The organism is Christiangramia marina, assembly GCF_048285865.1.
Lineage (GTDB): Bacteria > Bacteroidota > Bacteroidia > Flavobacteriales > Flavobacteriaceae > Christiangramia > Christiangramia marina.
The window spans coordinates 103-26160 of record NZ_JBLVTK010000003.1; the positions used below are offsets into that span (position 1 = coordinate 103).

The following is a 26058-nucleotide window of genomic DNA, read 5'->3' on the forward strand; positions in this document are numbered from 1 at the left end:
TGATCTCGACTGGAGTGTCTTCAATTGTTGAAGCTGAATCATCTACAGCAATAGGAGCATCATTTTCAGCACCTACAGTTACTGTTACCGTAGCGGTATCGGTTCCACCGTTCCCATCAGAAATAGTGTAATCGAAAGAATCAGTTCCGTTGAAGTTTTCGTCTGGAGTATAGGTTACCACGCCATTCTCGTCGATAGTTACCGTTCCATTGGCAGGTTCCTGAGCTTCAGAAATTGTTACCGTAAGCTCATCACCATCAGGATCAGAATCATTATCAAGCACAGTGATATCGACTGGAGTGTCTTCAATTGTTGAAGCTGAATCATCTACAGCAATAGGAGCATCATTTTCAGCACCTACAGTTACTGTTACCGTAGCGGTATCGGTTCCACCGTTCCCATCAGAAATAGTGTAATCGAAAGAATCAGTTCCGTTGAAGTTTTCGTCTGGAGTATAGGTTACCACGCCATTCTCGTCGATAGTTACCGTTCCATTGGCAGGTTCCTGAGCTTCAGAAATTGTTACCGTAAGCTCATCACCATCAGGATCAGAATCATTATCAAGCACAGTGATATCGACTGGAGTGTCTTCAATTGTTGAAGCTGAATCATCTACAGCAATAGGAGCATCATTTTCCGCACCTACAGTTACTGTTACAGTAGCGGTATCGGTTCCACAATTTCCATTAGTTACTGTATATTCAAAAGTATCTGTTCCATTGAAGTTTTCAATTGGAGAATAAGAAAGCGTATTATCCTGATTTTGGTTTACAGTACCATTTGACGGCTGAGTGAATGAAACGATGCCTAATTCTCCATCTTCTGGATTGAAGTCGTTAGAAAGCACATTAATATCTACTGCATTGTCTTCATCAGCAGAAGCTAAATCATCATTTGCGGTAGCTCCGAATGGTTGCTCCTGAATTACTACTGAAGTAGCTGGTGAGATACAACCATCAGTATTTTTCGCAGTTACATTATATGTTCCAGCGGAAAGACCTGTAAAAGATCCGCTTGATTGGTAATCAGTTCCATTGATGCTATAGGTGAATCCTTGAGTAGTAGTTACATTAAAAGAACCAGTTGCAGTTTCACAAGTTGGTTGAACTGTAGCAGAAACTACTGGTGCATCCGGAGTGTTTGGTTGCTCCTGAATTACTACTGAAGTAGCTGGCGAAATACAACCGTCAGCATTTTTAGCAGTTACATTATATGTACCAGCGGCAAGACCTGTAAAAGATCCGCTTGATTGGTAATCACCACCAATACTATATTGAAGACCATTAACCGTAGTTAAGGTAAAAGAACCAGTTGCAGTTTCACAAGTTGGTTGAACTGTAGCAGAAACTACTGGTGCATCCGGAGTGTTTGGTTGCTCCTGAATTACTACTGAAGTAGCTGGTGAAATACATCCATCAGCATTTTTAGCAGTTACATTATATGTGCCAGCGGCAAGACCTGTAAAAGATCCGCTTGATTGATAATCACCACCAATACTATATTGAAGACCAATAACCGTAGTTAAAGTGATAGAACCAGTTGCAGTTTCACAAGTTGGTTGAATTGTAGCAGAAACTACTGGTGCATTCGGAGTGTTTGGTTGCTCCTGAATTACTACTGAAGTAGCTGGTGAGATACAACCATCAGCATTTTTAGCAGTTACATTATATGTACCAGCGGAAAGACCTGTAAAAGATCCGCTTGATTGGTAATCACCACCAATACTATATTGAAGACCATTTACCGCAGTTACAGTAAAAGAACCAGTTTCAGTTTCACAAGTTGGTTGCACGGTTGTAGAAACTACTGGTGCATCCGGAGTGTTTGGTTGCTCCTGTATTACTACTGAAGTAGCTGGTGAAATACATCCATCAGCATTTTTAGCAGTTACATTATATGTACCAGCGGCAAGACCTGTAAAAGATCCGCTTGATTGATAATCAGTTCCATTAATGCTATAGGTAAATCCTGGAGCAGTCATTACAGTAAAAGAACCAGTTGCAGTATCACAAGTTGGTTGCACGGTTGTAGAAACTACTGGTGCATCCGGAGTGTTTGGTTGCTCCTGAATTACTACTGAAGTAGCTGGCGAAATACATCCATCAGCATTTTTAGCAGTTACATTATATGTTCCAGCGGCAAGACCCGTAAAAGATCCACTTGATTGATAATCAGTTCCATTGATGCTATAGGTAAATCCCTGAGCAGTCGTTATAGTGATAGAACCAGTTGCAGTATCACAAGTTGGTTGCACGGTTGCAGAAACTACTGGTGCATCCGGAGTGTTTGGTTGCTCCTGAATTACTACTGAAGTAGCTGGTGAGATACAACCATCAGCATTTTTAGCAGTTATATTATATGTACCAGCGGAAAGACCTGTAAAAGATCCGCTTGTTTGGTAATCACCACCTATACTATATTGAAGACCATTTACTGTAGTTACAGTAAAAGAACCAGTTGCAGTATCACAAGTTGGTTGCACGGCTGTAGAAACTACGGGAGCATCCGGAGTGTTTGGTTGCTCCTGAATTACTACTGAAGTAGCTGGTGAAATACAACCGTCAGTATTTTTAGCAGTTACATTATATGTGCCAGCGGCAAGACCTGTAAAAGAACCGCTTGTTTGGTAATCACCACCAATACTATATTGAAGACCATTTACTGTAGTTAAGGTAAAAGATCCAGTTGCAGTTTCACAAGTTGGTTGCACGGCTGTAGAAACTACGGGAGCATCCGGAGTATTTGGTTGCTCCTGAATTACTACTGAAGTAGCTGGTGAAATACATCCATCAGCATTTTTAGCAGTTACATTATATGTGCCAGCGGCAAGACCTGTAAAAGAACCGCTTGTTTGGTAATCACCACCAATACTATATTGAAGACCATTAACCGTAGTTAAGGTAAAAGAACCAGTTGCAGTTTCACAAGTTGGTTGCACGGTTGTAGAAACTACTGGTGCATTCGGAGTGTTTGGTTGCTGATTAATAGATGCTGAAGTAGCTGGTGAGATACAACCATCGGCATTTTTAGCAGTTACATTATATGTTCCAGCGGCAAGACCTGTAAAAGATCCGCTTGATTGATAATCACCACCAATACTATATTGAAGACCATTTACTGTAGTAACAGTGATGGATCCAGTTGCAGTTTCACAAGTTGGCTGCACTGTAGCAGAAACTACTGGTGCATCCGGATTCTGACCCGGTGCAACGATGATTCCATTTAAAGCTGTACTACATCCATCTGAATCTGTTACAATTACTGAATAAGTTCCAGGTGCTAAATTCTGGCGGTCCTCCATATTTTTGGTGCCAGATAAATCTGTCCAGTTATATGTATAACTTCCTGAACCACCTTCAGTGGTGATATCAATACTTCCGTCATTGCTACTTTCGCAAGTCTCATCGGTCTGACTATTAACAACAGTAAATAAAGGAGGAACTACTTCTATAGATTTTGCAGTTCCACACTTTGGCTTTATATCATTACGATCTAATGGGCAAACCTCATTGGGTGAGGCAGAAGTCCAAGCGATTAAAAGGTTAGTAATTTCAAGGGTTGTTCCACATGTATAATTGATGTTATCAAAATTGATAGTTGTGATACCGTTTCCTGGAATGGGACCTTCACAACCACTAATTTCCTCAGAAGAAACTAGAATACCATCCACGTCGTATGCTTTCAAAGTTCCCCAAAAAGCGAAAGAGGTTCTGGTTGATTTTGTTTTATTATTAATAGATACAGCAAGAGTTGGATTCAATTGCGAGTCTCCAGTGCAAGTAAAACATGGCTGTAAATTAGTTAATTCCGCTCCAACGACGCTTAAGTCATTCGAAGTACAACTAGTAGTAAAATCCTGGCTTTGAGCTAAGACACTATTACTGCCAAGGCAGATTACTAAAAGTAACGAGAAAAATGAAATAGTAGTTTTCCAAATCATATCAATAATGTTTAGAATTATCAATCTTAGTTGTTATACCGACTTACTCGATATGGTTTATAATCTTTACAATAGCATTAATTCAAAAGAGCAAAGTCCTTTGATTGGGGAATACAATAATTTTTGAAAGACAGCCTGTAGTTTTGAGGAACTACTTTAGAGAAGTGTGGGGGTGACTCTATTATGGTGCAATTCTGAAGTAAAATTAGAGAGAATAAAGGGCTGAAGTGTGTAATAATCAGCTTTTTAGATATAACGCGTTATAATCTCGTTCAAAGACTGTATACAATCCCTAGATTGGGTGATAAAATGCAATCTAAAAAGTCATCTGTCAGAATTTTGTAGGAATTTAAGATTTGTCGCAGAATAAACAACCTAAATTCAATGACTAAATAAGCTTCAAACAATTGATTAACAGTTACAAAGCAAATAAAAATTTTGTAGTCCGTTAAATTTTAGAATTGTGGGCAAAAAAGAAGATTTGTGTACAATATCCGACAAAATGCATGTTTCTTATTTCCGACATTAAATGTTCCAGAATCCGTCAGAAACATTTCAATCTTACTTTCGAAACTCGTAAATTGCAGGAAAAGCGGCCTATACATGAGCAAAAATCTCAACCATTATCGTAAATCCTACAAAAAGGATCGCATAGAGGATAATGCTATTCCTGAAGATCCTTTACAATTTTTTCAGGAGTGGTTCAACCAGGCTGATAATTCAAAAGATATCCTTGAAGCCAATGCAATGAACATCGCTACGGTTGGAAAAGACATGATCCCGAAATCACGGATTATTTTATTAAAAGCTTTCGGACTGCAGGGATTTCATTTCTATACAAACTACTCTTCAGATAAAGGTAAAGCACTGGCTGAAAATCCTAAATGTTGCCTGTCATTTTTCTGGCCAGAGCTGGAAAAACAGATCATCATCCAGGGAACCGCAGTAAAAATTTCCGAAGAAGAGTCGGAAGAATATTTTCATTCGAGACCTAAAGGCAGTCAGTTAGGGGCAATGGCTTCAGATCAAAGTTCTGTGATTCCTTCGAGGGCGTATCTTGAAGAAAAATTATCCAGTCTTAAGGACAAATATGATTCAGAAAAAATTCCGAAGCCAAAAGACTGGGGAGGATATGTTTTCCAACCAGAAACTTACGAATTCTGGCAGGGAAGGGAAAGCCGTCTGCATGACCGCATACGCTACAAAAAAACTACCAACTCGTGGAAATACGAACGTTTAGCACCTTAATTTATGAAGCGATTAATTTTAGTAAGACATGGAAAATCTTCCTGGGCGAATGAACTTCCGGATCACAAAAGACCACTAAAGAAAAGAGCTTATAAAGATGCTGAGCTGGTTCTTAAAAACTTCCAGAATTTCTATCAACAAGGTGGTTTGTTCTGGACCAGTTACGCTGTTCGTGCACATGAAACTGCGAAGCTATTTAAGAAAAATCTGAATATAAAAGATCCAGATTTTGAGGTAAAAGAAGAACTTTATACCTTCAATCAAAATGAGTTACTTAGAGAGATACAGCTATGCCCTGATGATCGAGACCAACTTATTGTTTTTGGCCACAATCCGGCTATGACCATCCTTGTAAATTTTCTAGGAGATAAGAAGTTTGACAATGTTCCAACAACTGGCCTCACGGTGATCGATTTTGAAGCTGAATCCTGGCAACACATTGGCGCTGGTAAAACCATCTTACATCTATTCCCTAAAAACCTCCGCTAGAATTTATGGCTAATAAGAAATATACTAACCGCGAGCTAAGCTGGTTAAGCTTTAACGCAAGAGTTTTACAGGAAGCGGCAGACGAAACAGTGCCTTTGATAGAAAGATTGAGATTTCTGGGAATTTTCTCCAATAACCTTGACGAATTTTTTAAGGTACGTTACGCAACCGTTAAAAGAATTGATCTTGCCGGGAAAGCTGCTAAAAGTGTTCTTGGCGGAATCAAGGCGAGTAAACTTCTGGAGGCCATAACTAAAATTGTAATAGATCAGCAGTCTGAAAGTCTTAAGATCCTCGAAGATATCCAGGAAAAGCTGAAGGAGCATAATATCCATGTCATTAATGAGAATGAAGTAACCTACCAACAGCAGGACTTCATCAAAAATTTCTTTCTGAGTAAAGTAAGTCCGGCTTTGGTTACCATTATTCTGAATGAACTTCCGGAAATGCCATCATTAAAGGATTCCGCAGCATATCTGGCGGTGAAGATGGTGATGACCGAGGAAGTTGAGCAGAAAGATGGAATAGACAGGATCTTAAAGAGAAAAACTAAGGAAAAGCGATATGTTTTAATTGAGATCCCGCGCAATATCGAACGTTTTGTGGTACTTCCAGAGGAAAATGGTAAGCAATACATCATTCTTCTTGATGATCTCATTCGGTATAACCTGCATACGATTTTCAATATTTTTGACTACGAAAGTCTTTCAGCTCATATGATTAAAATTACGCGGGACGCTGGACTGGATCTGGATAGTGACCTGAGTAAAAGCTTTATTGAAAAGATTTCAGACAGTGTAAAGGATCGAATAAAAGGAGATCCTGTTCGCTTTGTTTATGATAAAAATATTGATAGCGAGACTCTTACTTATTTGATGAATAAAATGGGTATCGATTCTACCGATAGTATCATTCCCGGTGGAAGGTATCATAACAGGAGGGATTATATGGATTTTCCAAGTCTGGGGAGGCCAGAGCTACAATTCGAAAAACGGGAGCCCTTGCCAATTCCCGGCTTGATTCTCCAAACTAGCGTTCTAAAAGGTATTGCTGAAAAGGATTACTTATTATATACTCCTTACCAGAGTTTTGCTTATGTCGTTAAATTCCTGAGAGAAGCAGCCCTGGATCCTAAAGTTAAAACGATAAAGATCACAATTTACAGGCTGGCAAAGATTTCCCATATTGCGAGCTCCCTGATCAACGCTGTCAAGAACGGTAAGAAAGTAACCGTACAAATCGAATTGAGAGCACGGTTCGATGAAGTGGCGAATATTCGCTATGCCGAACAAATGCAGGAAGAAGGGGTGAATTTGATTTTTGGGGTTCCGGGACTTAAAGTACACTGTAAAACCTGTGTGATAGAGCGTGAAGAAGAAGGTAAACTCAAGAGATACGGTTTTATAAGTACCGGAAACTTTAATGAAAATACCTCTAAATTGTATACAGATTATACGCTGTTCACCGCAGATGCTGCTATTCTAAAGGAAGTAGATATGCTCTTTGAATTTTTCGAGACAAATTACAAGGTAAACAAGTACAAGCACTTGATTGTTTCGCCACATTATACAAGACATGTGATCTATAACCTTATTCAAACTGAAATTGATAATGCGAAAAACGGAAAACCTTCAGGTATCAGGCTAAAGTTGAATAGTCTATCAGATAATGGAGTGATTGATAAATTATACATGGCCAGTAAAGCCGGGGTGAAAATTAAATTGATCGTTCGCGGAATCTGTTGTTTAAATCCAGGCATTGAAGGAATTAGCGATAATATCGAAGCTATTAGTATTGTAGATAAATTTCTGGAACATCCAAGAGTTTATATTTTCGAGAATGGTGGAAATCGTAAGGTTTACATTTCATCTGCAGACCTTATGACTAGAAATCTGGATCAACGGGTCGAAATTTCCTGTCCAATCTACGATGAGGATATCAAGCAGGAACTTATAGAAACCTTCGAAATTAGCTGGAGTGATAATGTGAAAGCCAGAACACATTGTAGAGGCATGGACAATCCTTATCGGCGTACCGACGGTGAAAAGGTAAGATCCCAGTTCGCACTTTATGATTATTATTTAAGAAAAACTGAAATTTACGAATGATCAAACAAAAGAATTTCGCCGCTATAGATATTGGATCCAATGCCGTAAGATTATTGGTGTCAACTATTACCGAAAAAGAGGGTAAAGAACCAATGTTTCGGAAGACATCCCTGGTGCGTGTTCCTATAAGATTAGGTGCAGATGTATTCCTGAAGAAGAAAGTTTCAGAAAAGAATACCATGCGAATGATCGATACCATGCATGCCTTCAATTTATTGATGAAATCTCATGGCGTAGAAAAGTATAAAGCTTATGCAACTTCGGCAATGCGTGAAGCAACTAATGGTAACGACATTGCTGCTATAATTAAGGAGAAATCTGGAATTAATATAGAGATCATTGATGGATCGCATGAAGCTGCGATTATTGCCGCTACAGATCTTCACGCACTTATCCAGAACGATTGTAATTATTTATATGTAGACGTTGGTGGTGGAAGTACAGAGTACACCATGTATAGTCATGGGAAAACGGTTGCTTCCAGATCTTTCAAAGTTGGAACTGTTAGAATGATGGAAGATCTCGTTGAGCATCATACCTGGGAAGAAATGCGGGAATGGGTTAAAGAAACTACCAGGGATTACAATGATATCGATCTTATAGGTTCTGGAGGAAACATCAACAATATTTTTAAAACCAGTGGAAAAAAGGAAGGAAAGGCTCTTAGTTTGAAGTATATGAAAGACTACGATGAAAAGCTAAATTCTTATACTTACGAGGAGCGAATTACCGAACTAGATCTAAAGAATGACCGTGCAGATGTGATCATTCCAGCTACAAAGATCTACGTAAATTCCATGAAATGGGCTCGAGCCAACTGGATCCATGTACCTAAAATCGGACTCGCAGATGGTATAATAAAATCTCTTTATAATGATTCTAAGAGGAAAAAAGTTTAACCGTGAATGCTTTCCTTTGTTCCCAGATCCTTCATGATTTTGGCTTCAAATTCCAGTAGATCCTCCCATTTTTGATCTACTACTTGCCGGTCTTCACCATATTGCCGGGCGAATTTCAGGAACATCGTATAGTGGTTCGCTTCGCTAATCATCAAATCCCGGTAGAATTTGGCCAGATCTTTATCTTTCAGTTCTTCAGAAAGTAGTCTGAAACGTTCGCAGCTACGGGCCTCGATCAAACCAGCGATAAGAAGACGATGCACCAGTTGAGTGGATCTGCTACCACCTTTAGGGAAAAACTTCAAAAGTTGCACGACATATTCATCTTTACGGTCCCAACCCATCTTGAAACCCATATTCAGCAGCCGTTCGTGTACCATTTTGAAATGCCCCATTTCTTCTCTTGCAAGCGCAGTCATGGCGTTAACAAGGTCAGAATATTCCGGGAAACTAACAATTAGGGAGATCGCTGTAGAAGCTGCTTTTTGTTCACAATAAGCATGATCAACAAGAATTTCTTCAATATTTTTCTCAGCAATATCAACCCATCTCGGGTCAGTTGGTAATTTTAATCCTAACATATTTATACATCTAAATCAAAAGTTGCTCGCAATTTGTCGAGTAAAGGATTGGCCTCTTTCAGCTTTTCGTATTTTTCCTGCGGAGTAAAGGCGTATTTTTTGGAAACAGCTTCGTCTACATGAATGATCAGCCGGATATGTGTATTTCTAAGTCTGGCTTTAAGAAAATTCATCAGTCTGTTTTCTTCCCTTTCCAGATCGATCTTCATCGTTTCATTAGGAAAGGTGAGATGAATTTCTCTATTTTCAAGGCTGGGTGTTTGTGATTCGAAAATAGATGCGAGAATCTTTTCACCTTTATTCTTCAGTTTTTCTGAATAATTTTTCCATTCCCGTACCATATCTTCTTCGGAAAACTCATCATCCATTACCTCTTCAACAGGTAACATCGCTTTTTGTTTTTCCGCCAGTTCCTTTTTTTTACCAATACTTTTTAGAGATAGGCCAGATACTTTTTCCCGGTTGATCTCCGGAAGAATCTTTTTCGTTCTAACAGGTACCTCTTCAATAACTTCCCTAACCTCCTGTACTTCAGTTTTTTCAGTAGCGTTCGATGTTTGCTTCGGAAGGTTTAAAGAATTCGGTATTGAAACTGTTTCAGATCTGGTTTCATTAGTATCAGCTGAAGTTTCCGTAGAATCTGAAGGACTCTCGTTCGAATAATAGAATGCCTCTTCTGGTTTAGCACATGATTCTGGCCTTTTTTTAGGATCTGGAAGGCTAATTTCTTCAGCAGGAGTAGAGCTGTCATGCTCATTTTCCCTGAGCAATTCCTTGTTCTCGCTCGATATTTGAACCGAATGTTGAGTGAAATGTTCCGGGGGAACTATCTTGCGATCAGACTTTTTTTTTTGAGTATCGAAAGTGATCGATGCCAGTTGCATTAAGCAAAGTTCAACCAGCAATCTTTGATTCTGACTCGTTTTATATTTTAAATCGCAGGAATTTGCCAGTTCAATTGCTTCCATCAAAAATTGATGCGAAGTTTGTTGAGACTGTTCAAAATAACGAGCTTTCGTTTGTTCCCCCACCTCTAACAATTGGATGGTTTTCTGATCCTTGCAAACCAGTAGATCTCTAAAGTGAGATGCCAATCCTGCAATAAAATGATGTCCATCAAACCCTGTAGATAGGATTTCATTGAATTTCAGGAGCAATTGAGGAATATCATTGGCGAGAATCATATCGGTGACCTGCATATAGGTGTCATAATCCAATACATTCAGGTTTTCTGTAACTGCCTGTCTGGTAAGCTCATTTCCGCTAAAACTAACCACACGATCATAGATGGACAATGCATCACGCATGGCACCATCAGCTTTTTGAGCGATAATATGCAAAGCATCATCTTCTGCTTTTACACCTTCCTGTTCAGCGATATAACCAAGATAGTTCTTCGCATCTGTAACAGTAATTCTCTTAAAATCAAAAATCTGGCAACGAGACAGGATCGTTGGAATGATCTTGTGCTTTTCAGTCGTAGCCAGTATAAAAATAGCGTGTTTTGGCGGTTCTTCTAAAGTCTTTAAAAATGCGTTGAATGCAGAGGCCGATAGCATATGCACCTCATCTATAATATATACCTTATATTTTCCAACCTGCGGCGGGATACGAACCTGGTCAATTAGATTTCGAATATCATCTACCGAGTTGTTCGAAGCGGCATCCAGTTCAAAAATATTAAAAGCAAAATCTTCGTCAGGAGCCTGGGTGCCATCATGATTGATCATTTTTGCAAGGATACGCGCACAGGTAGTTTTACCTACACCTCGTGGTCCTGTAAATAACAGAGCCTGGGCGAGATGATTGTTATGGATTGCGTTGGCGAGGGTATTGGTGATCGCTTGCTGTCCAACAACATCTTTAAATGTTTGAGGCCTGTATTTACGTGCTGATACTACAAAATGTTCCATCAAAATCTATTGAACTACAAATATAAAAATCCCATTTCTAATCGTAGTGGACCGTGGTGTTTTTTATGAACAAATGACTTAAGAAATGAACATAATTTGACTTACATTTGCCGGAAGCAGGCCGCCTTATCGCTTCGACATATACCTCGGAGAGGAAAGTCCGGACACCACAGGGCAGTATAGTGGGTAACGCCCACCGATCGTGAGATCAGGACCAGTGCAACAGAAAGAATGTACAGGTTATGCTGTAGTGAAACCAGGTAAACTCTATGCGGTGCAATGCCATGTAAACCGGCATTTAAGGATCGCCCGTCCGTTGCCGGAGGGTAGGCAGCTCAAGATTAGTGGCAACACTAATTTTAGATAAATGATAAGGAATCCGATCTTTTTATCGGATGACAGAATCCGGCTTACAGGCCTGCTTTTTTATTCTCAATTTGCTGGTACACCCGTACATAATCGATCTTGAATTTCTGCGGAAACTTCGAATCATCGATCTCACCAGCCCATTTTCCTCCAAGTGCTAAATTGATCAATATAAAGAATGGTTTCCTAAACGGATTGTTCCTGCTTCCGGCATCTGAAATTTCAAAAGTATGGTAGACCATATTATCTACCAGAAATTGTATGCGATCTCTATTCCAGTCTACTGAATACACATGGAATTCTTCTGAAGCGTTAGGAACAAAAGTGGTGTCAGTTTTTGAAACGATCTCATTTTCCTCATTCGCATAATGAACACTTCCATGAATTTCTCCCTGGTTTTTCCCAACGTGTTCCATAATATCGATCTCACCAGCTTCCGGGTACACTACGTCTTCGAAGTTTGAACCTAACATCCATATAGCAGGCCAGGATCCGGCAGCCTTTGGTAAATTCGCACGAACATCTATTCGTCCATATTTGAAATCAAACTTTCCCGAGGTGTGAATACTACCAGAAGTGTAGTTGGTTTCCGGTGTGTTAAGGCGATAATCTTTTATTGCAGGATCGTAATCTGGGTTTTCATAATACTCGTTTCTGGCGGTTATAATTAATTTGCCATTTCTAACGCGTACATTTTTCTTTCTTGAAGTATAATACTGTGCTTCCAGATTCCTAATGAATCCAGTTTCATAACTCCATTTTGTAGGATCTGGTTTTCCTGAATGATCGAATTCGTCCTGCCATACCAGTTGCATTTTCTGAGCATTCATCATAGAACTTGTAAAAAGTAGAATAGTAAACGTAGCGGTTAAATGTAACCCTCTAATACTTCTAATTTTGGGATAGCATTCCGTTGGCCCAGGCAAGAGCTTCAGATTTGTTGTCAAACATTTCGAAAGGAATTGTTGCAAATTGTTTTTCAAAATTTGCAGTAAGAGCACCATCACTTTCACGTAGAACAATTGCGATCCCAATTAGAGATTTTCTCTGTATTAGATCTATATATATAACTGGGTTAACGTTATACTTGTTCTTTCTATTGCTAACATATACCCATTTTCTATCTCCAAAATGATCGTAGAAGATCTCCCTCATTTCTTCGATCTGTTCCTTATCCAGAACCTGATCTTCTTTGATCGTCGAAATCACATATTGCTCATGTAGTTCAAGGTCGGCATATGTGAGGCTAAGTCTTCTTACCTGGTGTGTCATAGTATGAAGGTAATAATTATTCGAAGAAACTAAAAACGCTGCTTCCGTATTTTCTTTGATGACTATAATGAGAAAACTGACTTAGATCGGTGTGTTTGGAGTGTTCAATGATCAAGGCACCATCCTCGTTTAGTAGGTCACGATCAAATATGATTTTGGCGATCTTTCCAAATTGATCTGCAGTAAAATCGTAGGGAGGGTCTGCGAAAATAAGATCAGATTTCATGGCTCCTTTTTCAAGATATTTATAAACATCACTTTTAACGGCCATTATTGGAAGCTCCAATTCTTCAGAAGTTTTCTTTATAAATTTAACGCAGTCAAAATTAGCATCTACAGCAGTTATATCTTTAGCGTCACGGGAACCGAATTCAAATGCTAAATTCCCTGTTCCTGAAAATAGATCAAGTACTTTAAGCTCTGAAAGGTGATACTGATTATTCAGTATATTAAACAGCGCTTCTTTAGCCATATCTGTTGTTGGTCTCACTGGCAATTTGGAAGGAGCGGTTATACGTCGCCCTTTATGCTTTCCTGATATAATTCTCATGATAGACTTTTAATAGTTAAATAATCGGCCAGTGGATACTTCGGCTTCGCTTCTTCGGAAAAACTGAAAGTATGGAATACGTCTAAAAAGGAAATATTTGTGATGTACCTGTACGCTATATTATATTCTTCTGAATTCTTTTTGATATCACCCAGCAAGATCAATTCAACCTCTTGAGGTTCTAGTTCAAGTTGTTCCAGAGTAAATAGTAGGTAATAAATAAAATCTTCTTTAGTATCAAATTCAAAGCTATTAGCGAAGATCAACCTTGAATTTTGAATCACTACCAATTCGTAATGATGCAAATGAGTATGTAAATAAGCGATAGGCTTTTCCGAAGATTTTATTTTCAGTAAGCTATCAATAAGAATACTCAGACTATGCCGGTATTCAAATTCACCGAACATATCAAAAAAATAATTAATGATATTGGCGTAGGGGATATATACATTAACCAGTTCATTATTGACCTGGTCATGAGCAATAAAATCGGTTTTGAGGATTTTAGTATTAAATTTCAGGAAACTTACTGCCTGTTCTTCATCAAATAAATCTGAAGGAACCAGCGTGAAAAGTGTATTGGTAAAAAATAAACTTGCTTCCTGAACCGGTTGCTGTAGAATGGACTCTTCTTCAATAATAAGTTCTATCCTGGAAAGTACTTTTATTGGATCAAGTTGTTTCTCGAAGTCGAAACTTTTCAAATATTCGATTTCCTGGCGCTCTTTATCCAGGATACAAAAAGAAAGTCCATCCAGGCTAACCTGAATGGACATCTTTTTATTTGCTTTGATATTACTAGTCGTTGTCGCTATCTCCACCATATCTGTCAAACCCATTACCACTGGTACTAACTTCTGTCATACTACCAACGCTAATGTATCTCCCATTTACATCATCTACAGACTGTACTTCATTTTCCTGAAGGATTAGAGTTCTATCCTGATCTGATAGTACTACCGCTTTAGGAATTCTAGCCTCGAATACTGGAATTTTATTATCACCTTTTTGAATGGTACCTGCTCTAAGTTCGAACTTTTCGTTTACCCCTTCAACAGGAACATTCATCATAGTTTGATACCTCTCTTTGTTACCTTTAAACAATGAATCACTTACTGGTACGAAACCTAAAGTATCGATGATCACTTTCTCAATGTTCTTATCTACACCATATGTTTTAGCGTACTCTTCGTCTAGCATTACAGTATCACGTCTTTGCGTGATCGCAAATTCAGCAGTGTCAAGGAAACGAACCAGGCTATCCCAGTCACCAGTGAACTTTCCAGTTACTTCCTGATGTGCAAGCTCAGCAGCTCTGATATCCTTAAGATTTTTAATTACTTTGGTATATCTTTTTTCCTTAATCTTATTAAATTGTAGTGGTTCGTAAACCGCGTTGAAAGTAAGATATGCCAGGAAGATAATAACCAACCAAAGAAGTATCTGAATTACAAATCTCATGCTTTTAAAATTTAGTTTAGTTTAAAGGTTAATGGGTTACACGCAAATCTACAACTTTTTTTTATTCGTAAAAGTTTCTGTCATAAAAATCCATTAGTATCTTTGAGTTTTTACGCACTTTCTATGGATATACCCACGCCGGATTCCTTCTTCAAATTACTTATTCAGGACCTTGAATTTCAACCAACCACAAAACAGGATATAGCATTACAGATGCTTTCTAAATTTGTGGTGGAAGGAGGGAGAGATAAGTTATTCTTACTGAAGGGTTTCGCTGGTACAGGTAAAACTACCATCATAAGTACGCTTACTAAAAACTTATGGAAGATACGAAAGTCTGGAATTCTTCTGGCACCAACGGGAAGAGCTGCCAAAGTGATCTCCAATTACTCTAAAAAAGAGGCATTTACTATTCATAAGAAGATCTATTTTCCGAAGAAATCGGGAAATGGGGGTGTTCAATTTACTTTACAACCTAACAAACACAAAAACAGCCTTTTTATAGTGGATGAAGCATCCATGATCTCAGATGATGGGGGAAACTCCAAACTTTTCGAAAATGGATCTCTACTAGATGATTTAATTGAGTATGTCTATGCAGGGCAGAATTGCCAGCTGATCCTAATAGGAGATACCGCGCAGTTGCCACCGGTGAAAATGGATCTTAGTCCGGCGCTTGAAGAAGAGAAACTTGGTCTAAACTATAATAAGGAGGTTTCTTTTATTGAACTTGATGAAGTAGTAAGGCAAAGTGAAGGCAGTGATATTTTACACAACGCAACCCTTATCCGGGAAAGCCTGCAAGAGGAATTCTATGAAAACTTTCAATTCGAGCTTTCTACAAATGCTGATGTGATTCGATTAACAGATGGATACGAGATCATGGATGCTATTCAGGATTCCTATGGCGAGAATGGACATGAAGATACCAGCATTATTGTGCGGTCCAATAAACGGGCGAATATGTACAATCAACAAATAAGATCTAGAATCCTGTTTCAGGAAGATGAACTTTCTCCCGGTGATTATTTAATGGTAGTCAAGAATAATTATTTCTGGATCAAACCAACCAGTGAGGCCGGGTTTATTGCAAATGGTGATATTGTAAAAGTGCTGGAGATCTTCGGATTTAAAGAATTGTACGGATTCAGATTTGCTGAAGTGCAGGTGCAAATGGTGGATTATCCTAAAATGAGTCCTTTCGAAACAGTGATTATGCTGGATACACTCACCACAAATACACCTTCGCTTACTTACGAAGAATCAAACCGACTTTACGAAGAAGTAAAAAAGGATTACGCGCATGAAAGATCCAAGTACAAACAGTTCATGAATGTAAAGAATAATAAATACTTCAACGCTCTCCAGATCAAATTCTCCTATGCGATCACCTGTCATAAGTCTCAGGGTGGCCAGTGGAAAAATGTTTTTATCGAGCAACCTTATTTGCCAAACGGAGTAGGGAAGGAGTACCTAAGATGGTTGTATACTGCAATTACCAGAGCCCAGGAAAAATTATATCTCATTGGATTTGGGGACGATTTTTTCGCTGGCAAGTAATTCCTATTTTTACATAAAATTTCTTACATGCAAGATTCTTCTAAATTACGTGTTATTGCTATGATCCCAGCGAGATATGAAGCTTCCAGGTTTCCGGGTAAATTGATGCAGGATCTAAATGGACAAACGGTAATTGCCACAACCTACAAAGCGGCTAAGAGCACCGGGCTTTTCGACCAAGTTTATGTGGTGACAGATGATGATCGCATTTATGATGAAGTGATCAAAACTGGAGGTAAAGTTGTGCGCAGCCAGAAAGAACATGAATGCGGGAGTGATAGAATCGCTGAAGCTGTAGAGAATATGGATGTAGATATTGTTGTGAATGTACAGGGCGATGAACCATTTATTGACACCAATAGTCTAACGAAATTACTGGAAGTTTTCCAGCAACCAGGTTCCGAAGAAATAGATCTGGCAAGTTTAAAAACTGAACTTAAAGATCTGGAAGAGATCAATAATCCAAATAATGTGAAAGTGATCACCGGGAAAGACCAGTCTGCGTTATACTTCTCGAGGTTCCCTATTCCTTATCCAAGAGACACTTCGGTGGAAACCGTTTATTATAAACATGTTGGGATCTACGCGTTCAGAAAATCTGCTTTGATGGATTTCTATCGTTTACCAATGTTGCCATTAGAAGCTTCAGAAAAAATAGAGTGCATTCGTTATCTTGAGTATGGCAAAAAGATCAAAATGGTTGAAACCAGTGTAAAAAGTATTGGGATCGATACTCCGGAAGACCTGGAGAAAGCCAGAAAACTGCTAGCTAATTGCTAACAGCCTTCTTATAAGTGTCCAGAGCTCTTTCACGAGCTTCTTTATGATCTACCATTTTCTGAGGATATTCATCGGTTCCAAATTCAGGAACCCACTCTTTGATATATTCGTGGTCCTCATCATATTTATCAATTTGAGTGGTAGGATTAAAAATCCTGAAGTATGGTGTTGCATCCACACCACTTCCAGCGATCCATTGCCAGTTACCAACATTTGATGACATTTCGTAGTCTAAAAGCTTTTCAGCAAAGTAAGCTTCACCCCAACGCCAGTCGATAAGCAAATGTTTACAAAGAAAGGAGCCTACTAACATTCTAACCCGGTTGTGCATAAAACCAGATTTATTCAACTGGCGCATCCCAGCGTCCACCAATGGATATCCGGTTTCTCCTTTTTTCCATTTTTCAAATTCACCCTTATTATTACGCCACTTTATCCGGTCGTACTTAGATTTAAAAGCATCGGTCACGGTATCTGGATAGTGATACAGGATTTGCATGAAAAATTCTCTCCAAACCAATTCCTCGAGAAAGGTTTTGTTGTGTTCTTTATTTGCATCTCTAACCATTTGACGCACGCTTACAGTACCAAAACGCAAATGTGGACCTAGTCTTGAAGTTCCTTCTACAGCTGGAAAATTACGTTTGCCTTCGTAATCTTTGATCAAACCCGGAGTAACCTGGTAATCTGGAACTTTCAAATCTGATTCCTTAAAACCAATGTCACTTAAGCTTAAATTAGGCAGTCTGCTATTTTCGTAAAGATTATCCATGAATCTGGTCGTATAGTGAAAGTCTAGGTCCTTCTTTGTAAACTCTTCCATCCATAGATTCTTATAAGGAGTGTAAACTTTGTAGGGATCGCCGTCACCTTTAACCACTTCATCTTTTTCAAAAATCACCTGATCCTTGAAATCACAGAATTCGATCTCTTTCTTTTCCAGTAATTCTGAAATCTCCTTATCACGTTCCTTGGCATAAGGTTCATAGTCGCGATTGGTAAAAACCTTTTTTATGTCATAAGATTCCAGTAGCTCCTTAAATATTTCTTTAGGCTTACCGTGATACATTGCAATAGAGCTTCCGTATTTATCCTGAAGCTCATCACGCATTTTCTGAAGGTTCTCGAAAATAAAAGTCACCCGGGCATCATCTTCGGGAAGCTTGTCAAGAATTTCAGAATCAAAAATAAAAATAGGCAGCACAGGATGGTCATCCCGCAATGCTGCCTTCAATCCCGCATTGTCATCTAATCTAAGGTCCCTTCGGAACCAGAAAATATTCACTGTTTTCATTAATTAATGTTTAATGTAGAGAGACCTCCATCTACTCCTAATACCTGCCCGGTGATCCATGAACTTTTTTCAGTAAGTAAGAATCCGGCAAGGTTCGCAATATCTTTTGCCTGTCCAACTCTTTTTAATGGATGACGTTGATCCATTTTCTTTTTCTTATCGTCACTGGAAAGTAATCTTTCTGCCAGCGGTGTATCTGTAAGCGATGGAGCTATAACATTTACTCTGAAATTTGGGGCATATTCTGCCGCTAAGGACTTAGCAAAACCTTCAATAGCACCTTTTGCTGCTGCAACGCTGGTATGAAATGGCATTCCAACTTTTACCGCTACAGTGCTAAAGAAAACAAGACTCGCCTGATCAGATTTTTTTAATTTAGGTAATAATCCGTGAACTGCGCGTACAAGTCCGAAGAAATTAAGATTCATCTCTTTTTCGAAACTCTCAGGTTTCATCATTTTGAAAGGTTTTAGATCTATAGAACCTGGGCAATAAACCAATCCGTCGATTTGCTCCGGAAGATCTATTTCTGAAATATCATTTTCCAATACATCAAATTCAAAATGCTTAACTTGATCTGTGTCCAGATCTCCTTTGGATCTCGAAAGAGCATAAATCTCATGATCTACCTTAAGCATTTCTGAAATTTCATTTCCTATTCCACTGCTTCCTCCTATAATAACTATATTCTTTTTCATACTAATTAGTTTAAAATATCGTGTTTCTGAGTCTGGTTTTGCGTATCTGGTTCAGAATACTCTCCATATAACTCAATAAGTTTTTGTCTTCTGTAATCAAAGATCTCTTTAAGCTTAGGTTCTACTAGTATTGGATGAGCCAGACGTCCAAGAAAACCCATAGGAAGTTTGTAATCCACTATATCTTCCATTTCCACACCACCTGGTATTTCCTTGATAAAATGTTTATGGTGCCATAGAGCGTATGGTCCAAATCTTTGTTCGTCTATAAAGAATTCATGATCACGAACCTGTGTGATCTCTGTAACCCATTTTGTCTTAATACCAGCTACGGGTGTTACTATATATTGAATTAACTGACCTGGATACATGGGTCTATCTGCTCCTGAAAGTATCTTGAAGCCCATATAATCTGGAGTAATGGTCTTAAGGTTTCTTGGATCTGATAAAAACTGCCAGGCTTCTTCGACAGAAATAGGTAGGTTTTGTTTGCTTTTCAGGGTGTAAATTTTCATCAGATATATTTTTTATAAAATTACACGCAAAGTTGTTTAAATTAAAATATAAACAGTTAAACAAAATGTAAATCTGAGCATTATAGATCATTCGGTCTTGATTAACTTTTGATTTAGTTAGCTGAATAAACCTATCTTTATTAAAATTTAAACTACTACATATGAAAAAATTATTAGCATTTGCTTTAGTGCTTTGCACTGGCATTTCATGCTTCGCACAAGTTGAAGCACCACAACCAAGTCCGCTTGGAAAAATGGAACAGAAAGTTGGGTTAACCGATATCACGCTTGAATATTCCAGGCCTGCAATGAGAGGGCGTACGATTTTTGGGGATCTGGTACCTTTTGACAAGGTTTGGAGAACTGGCGCAAACCTGAACACTATCATTACATTTTCTGATGATGTAAAAATAGGAGGTAAGGAACTGGCAAAAGGTTCGTATGCTATCTACACCAAACCTCAAAAAGACCAATGGACAGTGATGTTCTACGAAACAACCAATAACTGGGGAGTGCCTCAGGAATGGGATGAATCCAAAGTTGCCCTAACAGCTACTGCAGCCGTGGAGGAGATGCCTTTCAAAATGGAGACTTTTACGATCGTGATCGACGAACTAAAAAATGATTCGGCAAATCTTAACTTTCTATGGGAGAATACCGTAGCTATACTGGAAATTGAAGTTCCTACAGATAATCGTACCATGGCTAGCATAGATAAGGTTATGAATGGACCAACGGCTCAGGATTATTTCTCTGCTGCATCTTATTATCACGAAGCGGGAAAAGATATGGAGAAAGCATACACCTGGGTTAAAAAGGCGAACGAGATGAGTGAAGGTAAAGCATACTGGATGCTTAGAAGACAATCATTAATAGAAGCTGAAATGGGTAAAACTAAGGAAGCTATTGCCACTGCAAAAAAATCTCTTTCTGCTGCAGAAGCTGCAAACAATGCAGATTATGTAAAAATGAATAAAGAATCAATCGCTAAGTGGGAAGCAAAATAAGCTGAAGACACTATGTATTGAAAAAGGCTTCAGTTCGAACTGAAGCCTTTTTTTTAATATTCCAATTTAATCTCTTTCCTGATGGAATCCAGCAATTGCATTAATTCCAGGGTGTTTTCTATAGACCAGATATCACTTTCGGTTTTATTATTAAGAAGCATTTCTCCTACATGCTCCGCTTCGTATGTGTAGCCATTATTTTCTACTCCGTAATCACGCACTTCATGCTTACCATCTTTATGAGTAGTGATCGAAGTTGGCTCATGGAACCTTGAATTCATGATCACTTTAGATTCTTCAAATTCGAGGATAGCTTCAGTAGGAGTTTTTTCCTTAAATGTTGAAGTAAGCTCTACATCAATATCCTGGTCATAATGAAATTTGATATCACAGGATTCGTCAACTCCTGTTTCTGCTAATTGCGCTTCCGCAGTAATTCTATTGGGCATACCGAGTAAACGATAGGCAAGAAATACGGGATAGATTCCAATATCAAGAAGACTACCGCCTCCAAGGGTTTTATTAAACAGCCTTTTAGTTTCGTCAAATTCTGCAGGAAACCCAAAGTCTGCTTTTAAAGATTTTAGTTTTCCATACTCCTTATTTTTAAACTTGGTTTCCAGGTCACGAAAGTGAGGTAGAAACGCGGTCCAGAGTGCCTCCATTATAAAAATATTCTTTTCCTTGGCCAGGCTTATCATCTCGTTCGCCTGCTTATAATTTAAAGCAAATGGTTTTTCACAAAGTACAGCCTTACCATGCTCGATACATTTGATAGCGAGTTCATGATGGAAGGCATGGGGTGTCGCGATATAAACTACCTGTACCTGTTCATCTTTTAACAGTTCTACATAGCTGCCATAAGATTTCTCTGCTTCAAACTCTGATGCGAATTCTTCAGCTTTGTTTAGATCACGACTTGCTACTGCATAAAGTTCAGCATTAGAAGCATGTCGTAATCCATCACAGTATTTTCCAGCGATCTTTCCAAGACCTAGAATTCCCCATTTTATTTTTTGACTCATCTTGTGCTTACTTGAGGTTTATCATTTCGAAAAAGTTGAATAAGTAGCGCTATCGACATTACCAATACGCAACCCAGAACATTCAGCCATAAGTAGGGCATTATATTCATTTTAAAAACAATGATCACGATGATCTGTGTAATGATCGCTGCTATAAAAACGGCATTGCTTCGTACATATTTTATAAAAAATGCCAGTAGGAAGATACCCAGTACATTTCCATAAAAGATACTTCCAATGATGTTTACTAACTGAATTAAATTATCAAATAGATCAGCAAGACTTGCAAACAGGATCGCGATAGCTCCCCACATTAATGTAAACCATTTGGAAGCTGCCAGGTAATGCTCATCACTTTTATTCTCTTTATGATTTCTACGGTATAGATCGATCACGGTGGTGGACGCCAGCGCATTCAATTCTGAAGCAGTGGATGACATTGCAGCCGATAAAATCACGGCAAGGAGTAATCCAATAAATCCCCTCGGAAGATTGTTCAGAATAAAATGAATAAATACGTAATCTTTATCATTGCTTTCTGCTTTGACATCTGAAGCATCTATAAAAGTTTTTGCTTCCTCCCGAATTTCGAACTGTTCTTTTTCAAGATTCGAGTATTGTTCTCTAAAATTTGCAGTTTCAGTTTCATCCAGTGAAGTTCTCGAGGCGTATTCGAGTCCCAGTTCCTTTTTCTTCTTCTGAACATCATTATGATCCAGCATCAAATCCCTGTACTGCTCGGCATAATTTGAATTTAAAACAGTTTCGGTCGCCGCGGGATTAAAATTTAAGGGAGCAGGATTGAATTGATAAAAAACAAATACCATGACTCCTACCAGTAGTATAAAAAATTGTAACGGTACTTTCAGGAGTCCGTTAAAGATCATTCCTAACTGACTTTCCCTGACCGAACCACCAGATAAATAGCGTTGTACCTGGCTTTGATCTGTTCCGAAGTAGGAGAGCATAAGGAAAGTACCGCCAATGATTCCACTCCATATCGTGTACCTGTTATTAAAATCGAAGCTGAAATCGAGAACATCCATTTTACCACTGGTGCCAGCAATTTCCAGCGCTTTCGTAAAGGTGACTTCCGCTGGCAGGTAACTAAGAATTATGAAAAAGGCAACGAACATCCCTGTGAGGATAACCGCCATTTGCTGTTTATGAGTGACACTTACCGCTTTAGTTCCTCCTGAAACAGTGTAGATAATTACCAGTACTCCAATAGCGATGGTAAGATAGGTAAGGTTCCAGCCCAGAACCGCTGAAAGAACGATTGCCGGTGCAAAAATGGTGATCCCTGCCGCCAGTCCACGCTGAATTAAGAATAGTATAGCTGTTAAAGTTCTTGTTTTCTGATCAAAACGTGACTCCAGATACTCATAAGCTGTATAAACTTTGAGCCTATGGTAAATTGGTATGAATACGATACATATAATAACGATCGCAATGGGCAGGCCAAAATAAAACTGGACAAACCCCATTCCATCATGGTACGCCTGTCCCGGAGTTGATAGAAAGGTAATCGCACTGGCCTGGGTTGCCATTACAGATAGCCCGATGGTCCACCACCTGGCGTCTTTACCACCCCCTACATAATCTTCAACATTCGAACTTCCTCGAGACTGGTAAACTCCATACCATACGATAAACGCGATCGTACCAATTAGAATGATCCAGTCTATTAATTCCATATTAGGCGAATAAGTTCATGATTAAATAGAAAATAACGATATAAAGAACGTTAGCGACAAGTACGATCGTATAACTTTTCTTCCACTGGTATTTTTCTGGCTTTTCCATTATTTTCCTAGAGAGATCATATTAGCAAAAAGTCGGTATGCTCCCGGAACTGCCTCAGGAAATTGTCTGAAAAAACTAAGTCCGGTATAGATATAATATCCTTTTCCATATCTGGCGACCAGTAAACTTCCTGAAGATGGCACTTCATTAGGATCATTCATATACAAAGGAGCTTCAAATTCTGCTGACCAGGAATTGGCGAAGTATAAACCTCTTTCCTGCACCCAATTCTCGAAATCTGAACTTCCCAGTTTATTCGGGGAATTTAAGAGCTCGTGCTCAGGCAGGTTGAAACCGACTTCCGCATTTTCATTGGTCACTCTATCCCGAGAAAGCTGCAGGTTAAAAGGAGCAATCTGGCCTGTAACCAATCCGCGATTGGTATTGTATTGTACAATAAGATTCCCGCCATCCTCTACGTATTTGAAAAGTTGTTTTTTCTGAAATTTAAGATCCTCAATAATATTGAAGGCTCGAATTCCAAGAACGATGGCGTCATATTTTTTTAATGAATTCACATTAATTGTTGATGGATTGAGCATGTCGACCTTGTAACCCATCTGGCGTATCGCTTCCGGTACGACGTCACCGGCTCCGGCAATGTAGCCTACAATTTCACCTTTTTTCTTAATATCTAATTTAACCAGTTCCAGCTTTGCCTTTTGAATGAGGTTCTGCCCGGGAATATAATCGTAGTCGATGCTAACAACATTTTGATCAAATCGGTTATTTTCGGTCTCGAGGACTGGATTTAATGTTATTTCACTTTGACCTTCAGGAGGAAAAATCGAAAATTTAAAGGTTTGAGCACCACCTTTTTGGGCAATGTTTACTTTAAATTCATTTGGTTTAATGCTCCAGTCTTTTTCGGAATTTAATTTTAAAGTTCCCGAGAGATCAGCCTGGTTGGCTTGAATCGTGATCTCTGAAGTTTTTGATTCCGAAGAATTAAAGACGAGAATATCTTCATGTAAATTGAGTTCAGCCTTTGGAATTACCTTAAAACCCTCATAAGTTTCTCCAGAAACCGGGTCGTTGAATTTGTACAGGATCGGTTTTTCAAAAGTTATTGGCTCTCCATTAATTTCAAGCTTGAATATTGCTTTATTCTGAAGTGGTGTTTGAGGTAAACCTCGAAGATTTTGATCATCCACTTTATACATTCCTATCGAACCTTCAGATTTCAACCAGTAAGGATTGGTGAAATCTGCATTCTCCGGAAGTTGGAATTCCAGGTTCTCATTCCAGGATGAATTATTATCTAAATTTTCTGCTAGTTCAGTTTTCGTATTATTCGGAACAAGCTCTACGGAAATTAATTTCACCTGAGCAGCACTTCTATTGATCGCTTCCAGTTTAATATTAACTTCTTCTGAAGGTGTTACGGAAGCTCGATCTGCAATGGCTTCAAGATAAAGTCCGGAACTGGCATAAATGATATCCTTGATCTGCCGCGTTTTAATCTCCCGCCAGTGTTTATCCTGAAGATCCTGAATGAGATGGTAAGCTTTCAGAAGCTCTGGGAGACTTTTAGAAGGATCTTCAAAATCAAAATTCTCCTGAACCTTGGTTAAAATAGAACCAATTTCTTTCCCTCCCTGAATTCTATTCCAGCTGGTATCAATTCCGTCGAAAATATTAGCTTCATCAGTCGGCATTTCACCTTTGATAAGCTCGATATACTCCATTTGCTTGCCGCGACTTCCGGTACTTCCAAAACCCTGTGATTTATGCTGACTTCTACTAAGACTTGCGATCTCTGGATTAGAGAGTCCTTTCATGGGAAAGTACGTTCCGGTATCGAACGTGAGGAATCTCGATTTATCAGCTTCCTCAAATGCTTCGGTGCCACCATAGAACCATGGAGAGGTGTTAAAGAAAAGTCTCTTTGGATCGTAGGTCCCGACCAATTCCAGCTGATCCTGAAACTTGTTTGCATCACCAGCCATTTCAAAAGCTTCCAGGCTTAACATAGCAGAAGAAGTATGGTGCCCGTGAGTGCTTCCTGGTGTACGATGATCAAACCTATTAATAATCACGTCTGGTCTAAATCTTCGAATGATCCATACAACATCACTAAGAACCTCATTTTTGTTCCAGATTTCCAGGGTTTCTGATGGAGTTTTGGAATAGCCAAAATCATTAGCACGGGTAAAGAATTGCTCTCCGCCATCGATTTTTCTGGCAGCCAGTAATTCCTGAGTTCTTATCATCCCGAGTTGCTCTCTTAATTCTGGTCCAACAAGGTTTTGACCGCCATCACCTCTTGTTAAGGAAAGATAAGCAGTTCTGGCATTCACTTCATTTGAGAAATGAGAGATCAACCTGGTGTTTTCATCATCTGGATGTGCTGCCACATAGAGAACAGAACCTAAAAAGTTTAGTTTCTGAATTTCTGAATATATATCTGAAGAACTCCATTTTTCAGGAGCCTGTGCATTGGAGAAAGTAAAGCCTAGTAAGAATAGGGTAAAAAGTATTTTCCGCATTGAATAATAGGTTTCATCAAATATAAAAGATTTCACATCGTCCTGAACCCTATTTCA

General features: G+C 38.8%; 20 protein-coding genes, 1 other RNA gene and 1 pseudogene. 8 read left to right on the forward strand and 14 right to left on the reverse strand.

Translation table 11 applies throughout. From position 1 onward, the window contains the following. The coding region (locus ACNKXS_RS10780) for an Ig-like domain-containing protein (RefSeq protein WP_417920850.1) at positions 1–3685 on the reverse strand (3685 nt) is incomplete at its 3' end. Positions 3686–4543: 858 nt separating this feature from the next. On the opposite strand from ACNKXS_RS10780, the gene pdxH reads away from it, so the two are divergent. Genes pdxH through ACNKXS_RS10800 form a run of 4 tightly spaced genes read left to right on the forward strand, consistent with a single transcriptional unit; the run spans position 4544 to position 8684 of the window. Next, a complete protein-coding gene (gene pdxH / locus ACNKXS_RS10785) occupies positions 4544–5188 on the forward strand; it encodes a pyridoxamine 5'-phosphate oxidase (protein ID WP_417920851.1) in 645 nt (214 codons plus the stop codon). A 3-nt stretch (positions 5189–5191) separates the two neighbouring features. Beyond that, positions 5192–5677 (forward strand): SixA phosphatase family protein, encoded by a 486-nt coding sequence (locus ACNKXS_RS10790; RefSeq protein ID WP_417920852.1) that lies wholly within the window; start codon positions 5192–5194, stop codon positions 5675–5677. A gap of 5 nt (positions 5678–5682) precedes the next feature. Beyond that, entirely contained in the window at positions 5683–7785 is a 2103-nt protein-coding gene (ppk1, locus tag ACNKXS_RS10795) for a polyphosphate kinase 1 (RefSeq protein WP_417920853.1), read from the forward strand. After that, positions 7782–8684: a Ppx/GppA phosphatase family protein gene (locus tag ACNKXS_RS10800; protein ID WP_417920854.1), complete on the forward strand. Its 903-nt coding sequence runs from the start codon at positions 7782–7784 to the stop codon at positions 8682–8684. Before ppk1 ends, ACNKXS_RS10800 begins: the two co-directional genes overlap by 4 nt. Here ACNKXS_RS10800 and ACNKXS_RS10805 read toward each other — a convergent pair. Together ACNKXS_RS10805 and ACNKXS_RS10810 are read right to left on the reverse strand one after the other, a co-directional pair. Then, the gene (locus ACNKXS_RS10805; protein WP_417920855.1) at positions 8681–9265 is read right to left on the reverse strand and encodes a MiaE family protein; all 585 of its coding nucleotides are present in this window, start codon (positions 9263–9265) and stop codon (positions 8681–8683) included. The two genes, ACNKXS_RS10800 and ACNKXS_RS10805, sit on opposite strands and share 4 nt — an antisense overlap. Positions 9266–9267: 2 nt before the next feature. Further along, entirely contained in the window at positions 9268–11178 is a 1911-nt protein-coding gene (locus ACNKXS_RS10810; protein ID WP_417920856.1) for a DNA polymerase III subunit gamma/tau, read from the reverse strand. Positions 11179–11291: 113 nt separating this feature from the next. Here ACNKXS_RS10810 and rnpB point away from each other — a divergent pair. Then, an RNA gene (gene rnpB / locus ACNKXS_RS10815) (RNase P RNA component class A) lies at positions 11292–11607 on the forward strand. Positions 11608–11642: 35 nt separating this feature from the next. On the opposite strand, the pseudogene ACNKXS_RS10820 reads toward rnpB, so the two are convergent. The 5 genes and pseudogenes from ACNKXS_RS10820 to ACNKXS_RS10840 all read right to left on the reverse strand — a co-directional run. After that, positions 11643–12548 (reverse strand): annotated as a pseudogene (locus ACNKXS_RS10820) (glycoside hydrolase family 16 protein); the annotation flags it as partial. Next, complete coding sequence (locus ACNKXS_RS10825; protein WP_417920857.1) at positions 12436–12816, reverse strand: hypothetical protein; 381 nt, start codon at positions 12814–12816, stop codon at positions 12436–12438. The pseudogene ACNKXS_RS10820 and the gene ACNKXS_RS10825, both read right to left, overlap by 113 nt. Positions 12817–12832: 16 nt before the next feature. Then, a complete protein-coding gene (locus ACNKXS_RS10830) occupies positions 12833–13366 on the reverse strand; it encodes an RsmD family RNA methyltransferase (protein WP_417920858.1) in 534 nt (177 codons plus the stop codon). Beyond that, the gene (locus ACNKXS_RS10835) at positions 13363–14205 is read right to left on the reverse strand and encodes a DUF3822 family protein (RefSeq protein ID WP_417920859.1); all 843 of its coding nucleotides are present in this window, start codon (positions 14203–14205) and stop codon (positions 13363–13365) included. Before ACNKXS_RS10835 ends, ACNKXS_RS10830 begins: the two co-directional genes overlap by 4 nt. Beyond that, positions 14165–14827, reverse strand: a complete 663-nt coding sequence (locus ACNKXS_RS10840) for a hypothetical protein (protein WP_298525722.1) — start codon at positions 14825–14827, stop codon at positions 14165–14167. Before ACNKXS_RS10840 ends, ACNKXS_RS10835 begins: the two co-directional genes overlap by 41 nt. 123 nt (positions 14828–14950) lie before the next feature. On the opposite strand from ACNKXS_RS10840, the gene ACNKXS_RS10845 reads away from it, so the two are divergent. Together ACNKXS_RS10845 and kdsB are read left to right on the forward strand one after the other, a co-directional pair. After that, positions 14951–16387: an ATP-dependent DNA helicase gene (locus tag ACNKXS_RS10845; protein WP_417920860.1), complete on the forward strand. Its 1437-nt coding sequence runs from the start codon at positions 14951–14953 to the stop codon at positions 16385–16387. Between the two features lie 27 nt (positions 16388–16414). Further along, positions 16415–17167, forward strand: coding sequence for a 3-deoxy-manno-octulosonate cytidylyltransferase (kdsB, locus tag ACNKXS_RS10850; RefSeq protein WP_417920861.1), 753 nt, complete (start codon positions 16415–16417; stop codon positions 17165–17167). On the opposite strand, the gene ACNKXS_RS10855 is transcribed toward kdsB, so the two are convergent. Genes ACNKXS_RS10855 through ACNKXS_RS10865 form a run of 3 tightly spaced genes read right to left on the reverse strand, consistent with a single transcriptional unit; the run spans position 17157 to position 19674 of the window. Beyond that, complete coding sequence (locus tag ACNKXS_RS10855; protein WP_417920862.1) at positions 17157–18461, reverse strand: cryptochrome/photolyase family protein; 1305 nt, start codon at positions 18459–18461, stop codon at positions 17157–17159. The genes kdsB and ACNKXS_RS10855 overlap by 11 nt on opposite strands. Then, positions 18461–19159 (reverse strand): SDR family NAD(P)-dependent oxidoreductase, encoded by a 699-nt coding sequence (locus ACNKXS_RS10860; protein WP_417920863.1) that lies wholly within the window; start codon positions 19157–19159, stop codon positions 18461–18463. The genes ACNKXS_RS10855 and ACNKXS_RS10860 overlap by 1 nt, the downstream gene beginning before the upstream one ends. Before the next feature lie 5 nt (positions 19160–19164). Beyond that, positions 19165–19674: an SRPBCC family protein gene (locus ACNKXS_RS10865; protein ID WP_417920864.1), complete on the reverse strand. Its 510-nt coding sequence runs from the start codon at positions 19672–19674 to the stop codon at positions 19165–19167. A gap of 161 nt (positions 19675–19835) precedes the next feature. Between ACNKXS_RS10865 and ACNKXS_RS10870 the strand changes: the two genes are divergently transcribed. After that, positions 19836–20681 carry a DUF2911 domain-containing protein gene (locus ACNKXS_RS10870; RefSeq protein WP_417920865.1) on the forward strand — a complete coding sequence of 282 codons (846 nt, stop codon included), beginning with the start codon at positions 19836–19838 and terminating at the stop codon, positions 20679–20681. Between the two features lie 53 nt (positions 20682–20734). Here ACNKXS_RS10870 and ACNKXS_RS10875 read toward each other — a convergent pair whose 3' ends face one another. The 3 genes from ACNKXS_RS10875 to ACNKXS_RS10885 form a co-directional block, all read right to left on the reverse strand. Further along, positions 20735–21706: a Gfo/Idh/MocA family protein gene (locus tag ACNKXS_RS10875; protein WP_417920866.1), complete on the reverse strand. Its 972-nt coding sequence runs from the start codon at positions 21704–21706 to the stop codon at positions 20735–20737. Then, positions 21703–23403: a sodium:solute symporter family protein gene (locus tag ACNKXS_RS10880; protein ID WP_417920867.1), complete on the reverse strand. Its 1701-nt coding sequence runs from the start codon at positions 23401–23403 to the stop codon at positions 21703–21705. The genes ACNKXS_RS10875 and ACNKXS_RS10880 overlap by 4 nt, the downstream gene beginning before the upstream one ends. A 108-nt stretch (positions 23404–23511) precedes the next feature. Continuing rightward, positions 23512–26001 (reverse strand): PIG-L family deacetylase, encoded by a 2490-nt coding sequence (locus tag ACNKXS_RS10885; protein ID WP_417920868.1) that lies wholly within the window; start codon positions 25999–26001, stop codon positions 23512–23514. Between the last annotated feature and the right edge of the window lie 57 nt (positions 26002–26058).

Bases quoted from the DNA above. Each gene is read 5' to 3' on its own strand.
- pdxH (WP_417920851.1), top strand. From the start codon at position 4,544: ATGAGCAAAAATCTCAACCATTATCGTAAATCCTACAAAAAGGATCGC.
- ACNKXS_RS10790 (WP_417920852.1), top strand. From the start codon at position 5,192: ATGAAGCGATTAATTTTAGTAAGACATGGAAAATCTTCCTGGGCGAAT.
- ppk1 (WP_417920853.1), top strand. From the start codon at position 5,683: ATGGCTAATAAGAAATATACTAACCGCGAGCTAAGCTGGTTAAGCTTT.
- ACNKXS_RS10800 (WP_417920854.1), top strand. From the start codon at position 7,782: ATGATCAAACAAAAGAATTTCGCCGCTATAGATATTGGATCCAATGCC.
- ACNKXS_RS10805 (WP_417920855.1), bottom strand. From the start codon at position 9,265: ATGTTAGGATTAAAATTACCAACTGACCCGAGATGGGTTGATATTGCT.
- ACNKXS_RS10810 (WP_417920856.1), bottom strand. From the start codon at position 11,178: ATGGAACATTTTGTAGTATCAGCACGTAAATACAGGCCTCAAACATTT.
- ACNKXS_RS10825 (WP_417920857.1), bottom strand. From the start codon at position 12,816: ATGACACACCAGGTAAGAAGACTTAGCCTCACATATGCCGACCTTGAA.
- ACNKXS_RS10830 (WP_417920858.1), bottom strand. From the start codon at position 13,366: ATGAGAATTATATCAGGAAAGCATAAAGGGCGACGTATAACCGCTCCT.
- ACNKXS_RS10835 (WP_417920859.1), bottom strand. From the start codon at position 14,205: ATGGGTTTGACAGATATGGTGGAGATAGCGACAACGACTAGTAATATC.
- ACNKXS_RS10840 (WP_298525722.1), bottom strand. From the start codon at position 14,827: ATGAGATTTGTAATTCAGATACTTCTTTGGTTGGTTATTATCTTCCTG.
- ACNKXS_RS10845 (WP_417920860.1), top strand. From the start codon at position 14,951: ATGGATATACCCACGCCGGATTCCTTCTTCAAATTACTTATTCAGGAC.
- kdsB (WP_417920861.1), top strand. From the start codon at position 16,415: ATGCAAGATTCTTCTAAATTACGTGTTATTGCTATGATCCCAGCGAGA.
- ACNKXS_RS10855 (WP_417920862.1), bottom strand. From the start codon at position 18,461: ATGAAAACAGTGAATATTTTCTGGTTCCGAAGGGACCTTAGATTAGAT.
- ACNKXS_RS10860 (WP_417920863.1), bottom strand. From the start codon at position 19,159: ATGAAAAAGAATATAGTTATTATAGGAGGAAGCAGTGGAATAGGAAAT.
- ACNKXS_RS10865 (WP_417920864.1), bottom strand. From the start codon at position 19,674: ATGAAAATTTACACCCTGAAAAGCAAACAAAACCTACCTATTTCTGTC.
- ACNKXS_RS10870 (WP_417920865.1), top strand. From the start codon at position 19,836: ATGAAAAAATTATTAGCATTTGCTTTAGTGCTTTGCACTGGCATTTCA.
- ACNKXS_RS10875 (WP_417920866.1), bottom strand. From the start codon at position 21,706: ATGAGTCAAAAAATAAAATGGGGAATTCTAGGTCTTGGAAAGATCGCT.
- ACNKXS_RS10880 (WP_417920867.1), bottom strand. From the start codon at position 23,403: ATGGAATTAATAGACTGGATCATTCTAATTGGTACGATCGCGTTTATC.
- ACNKXS_RS10885 (WP_417920868.1), bottom strand. From the start codon at position 26,001: ATGCGGAAAATACTTTTTACCCTATTCTTACTAGGCTTTACTTTCTCC.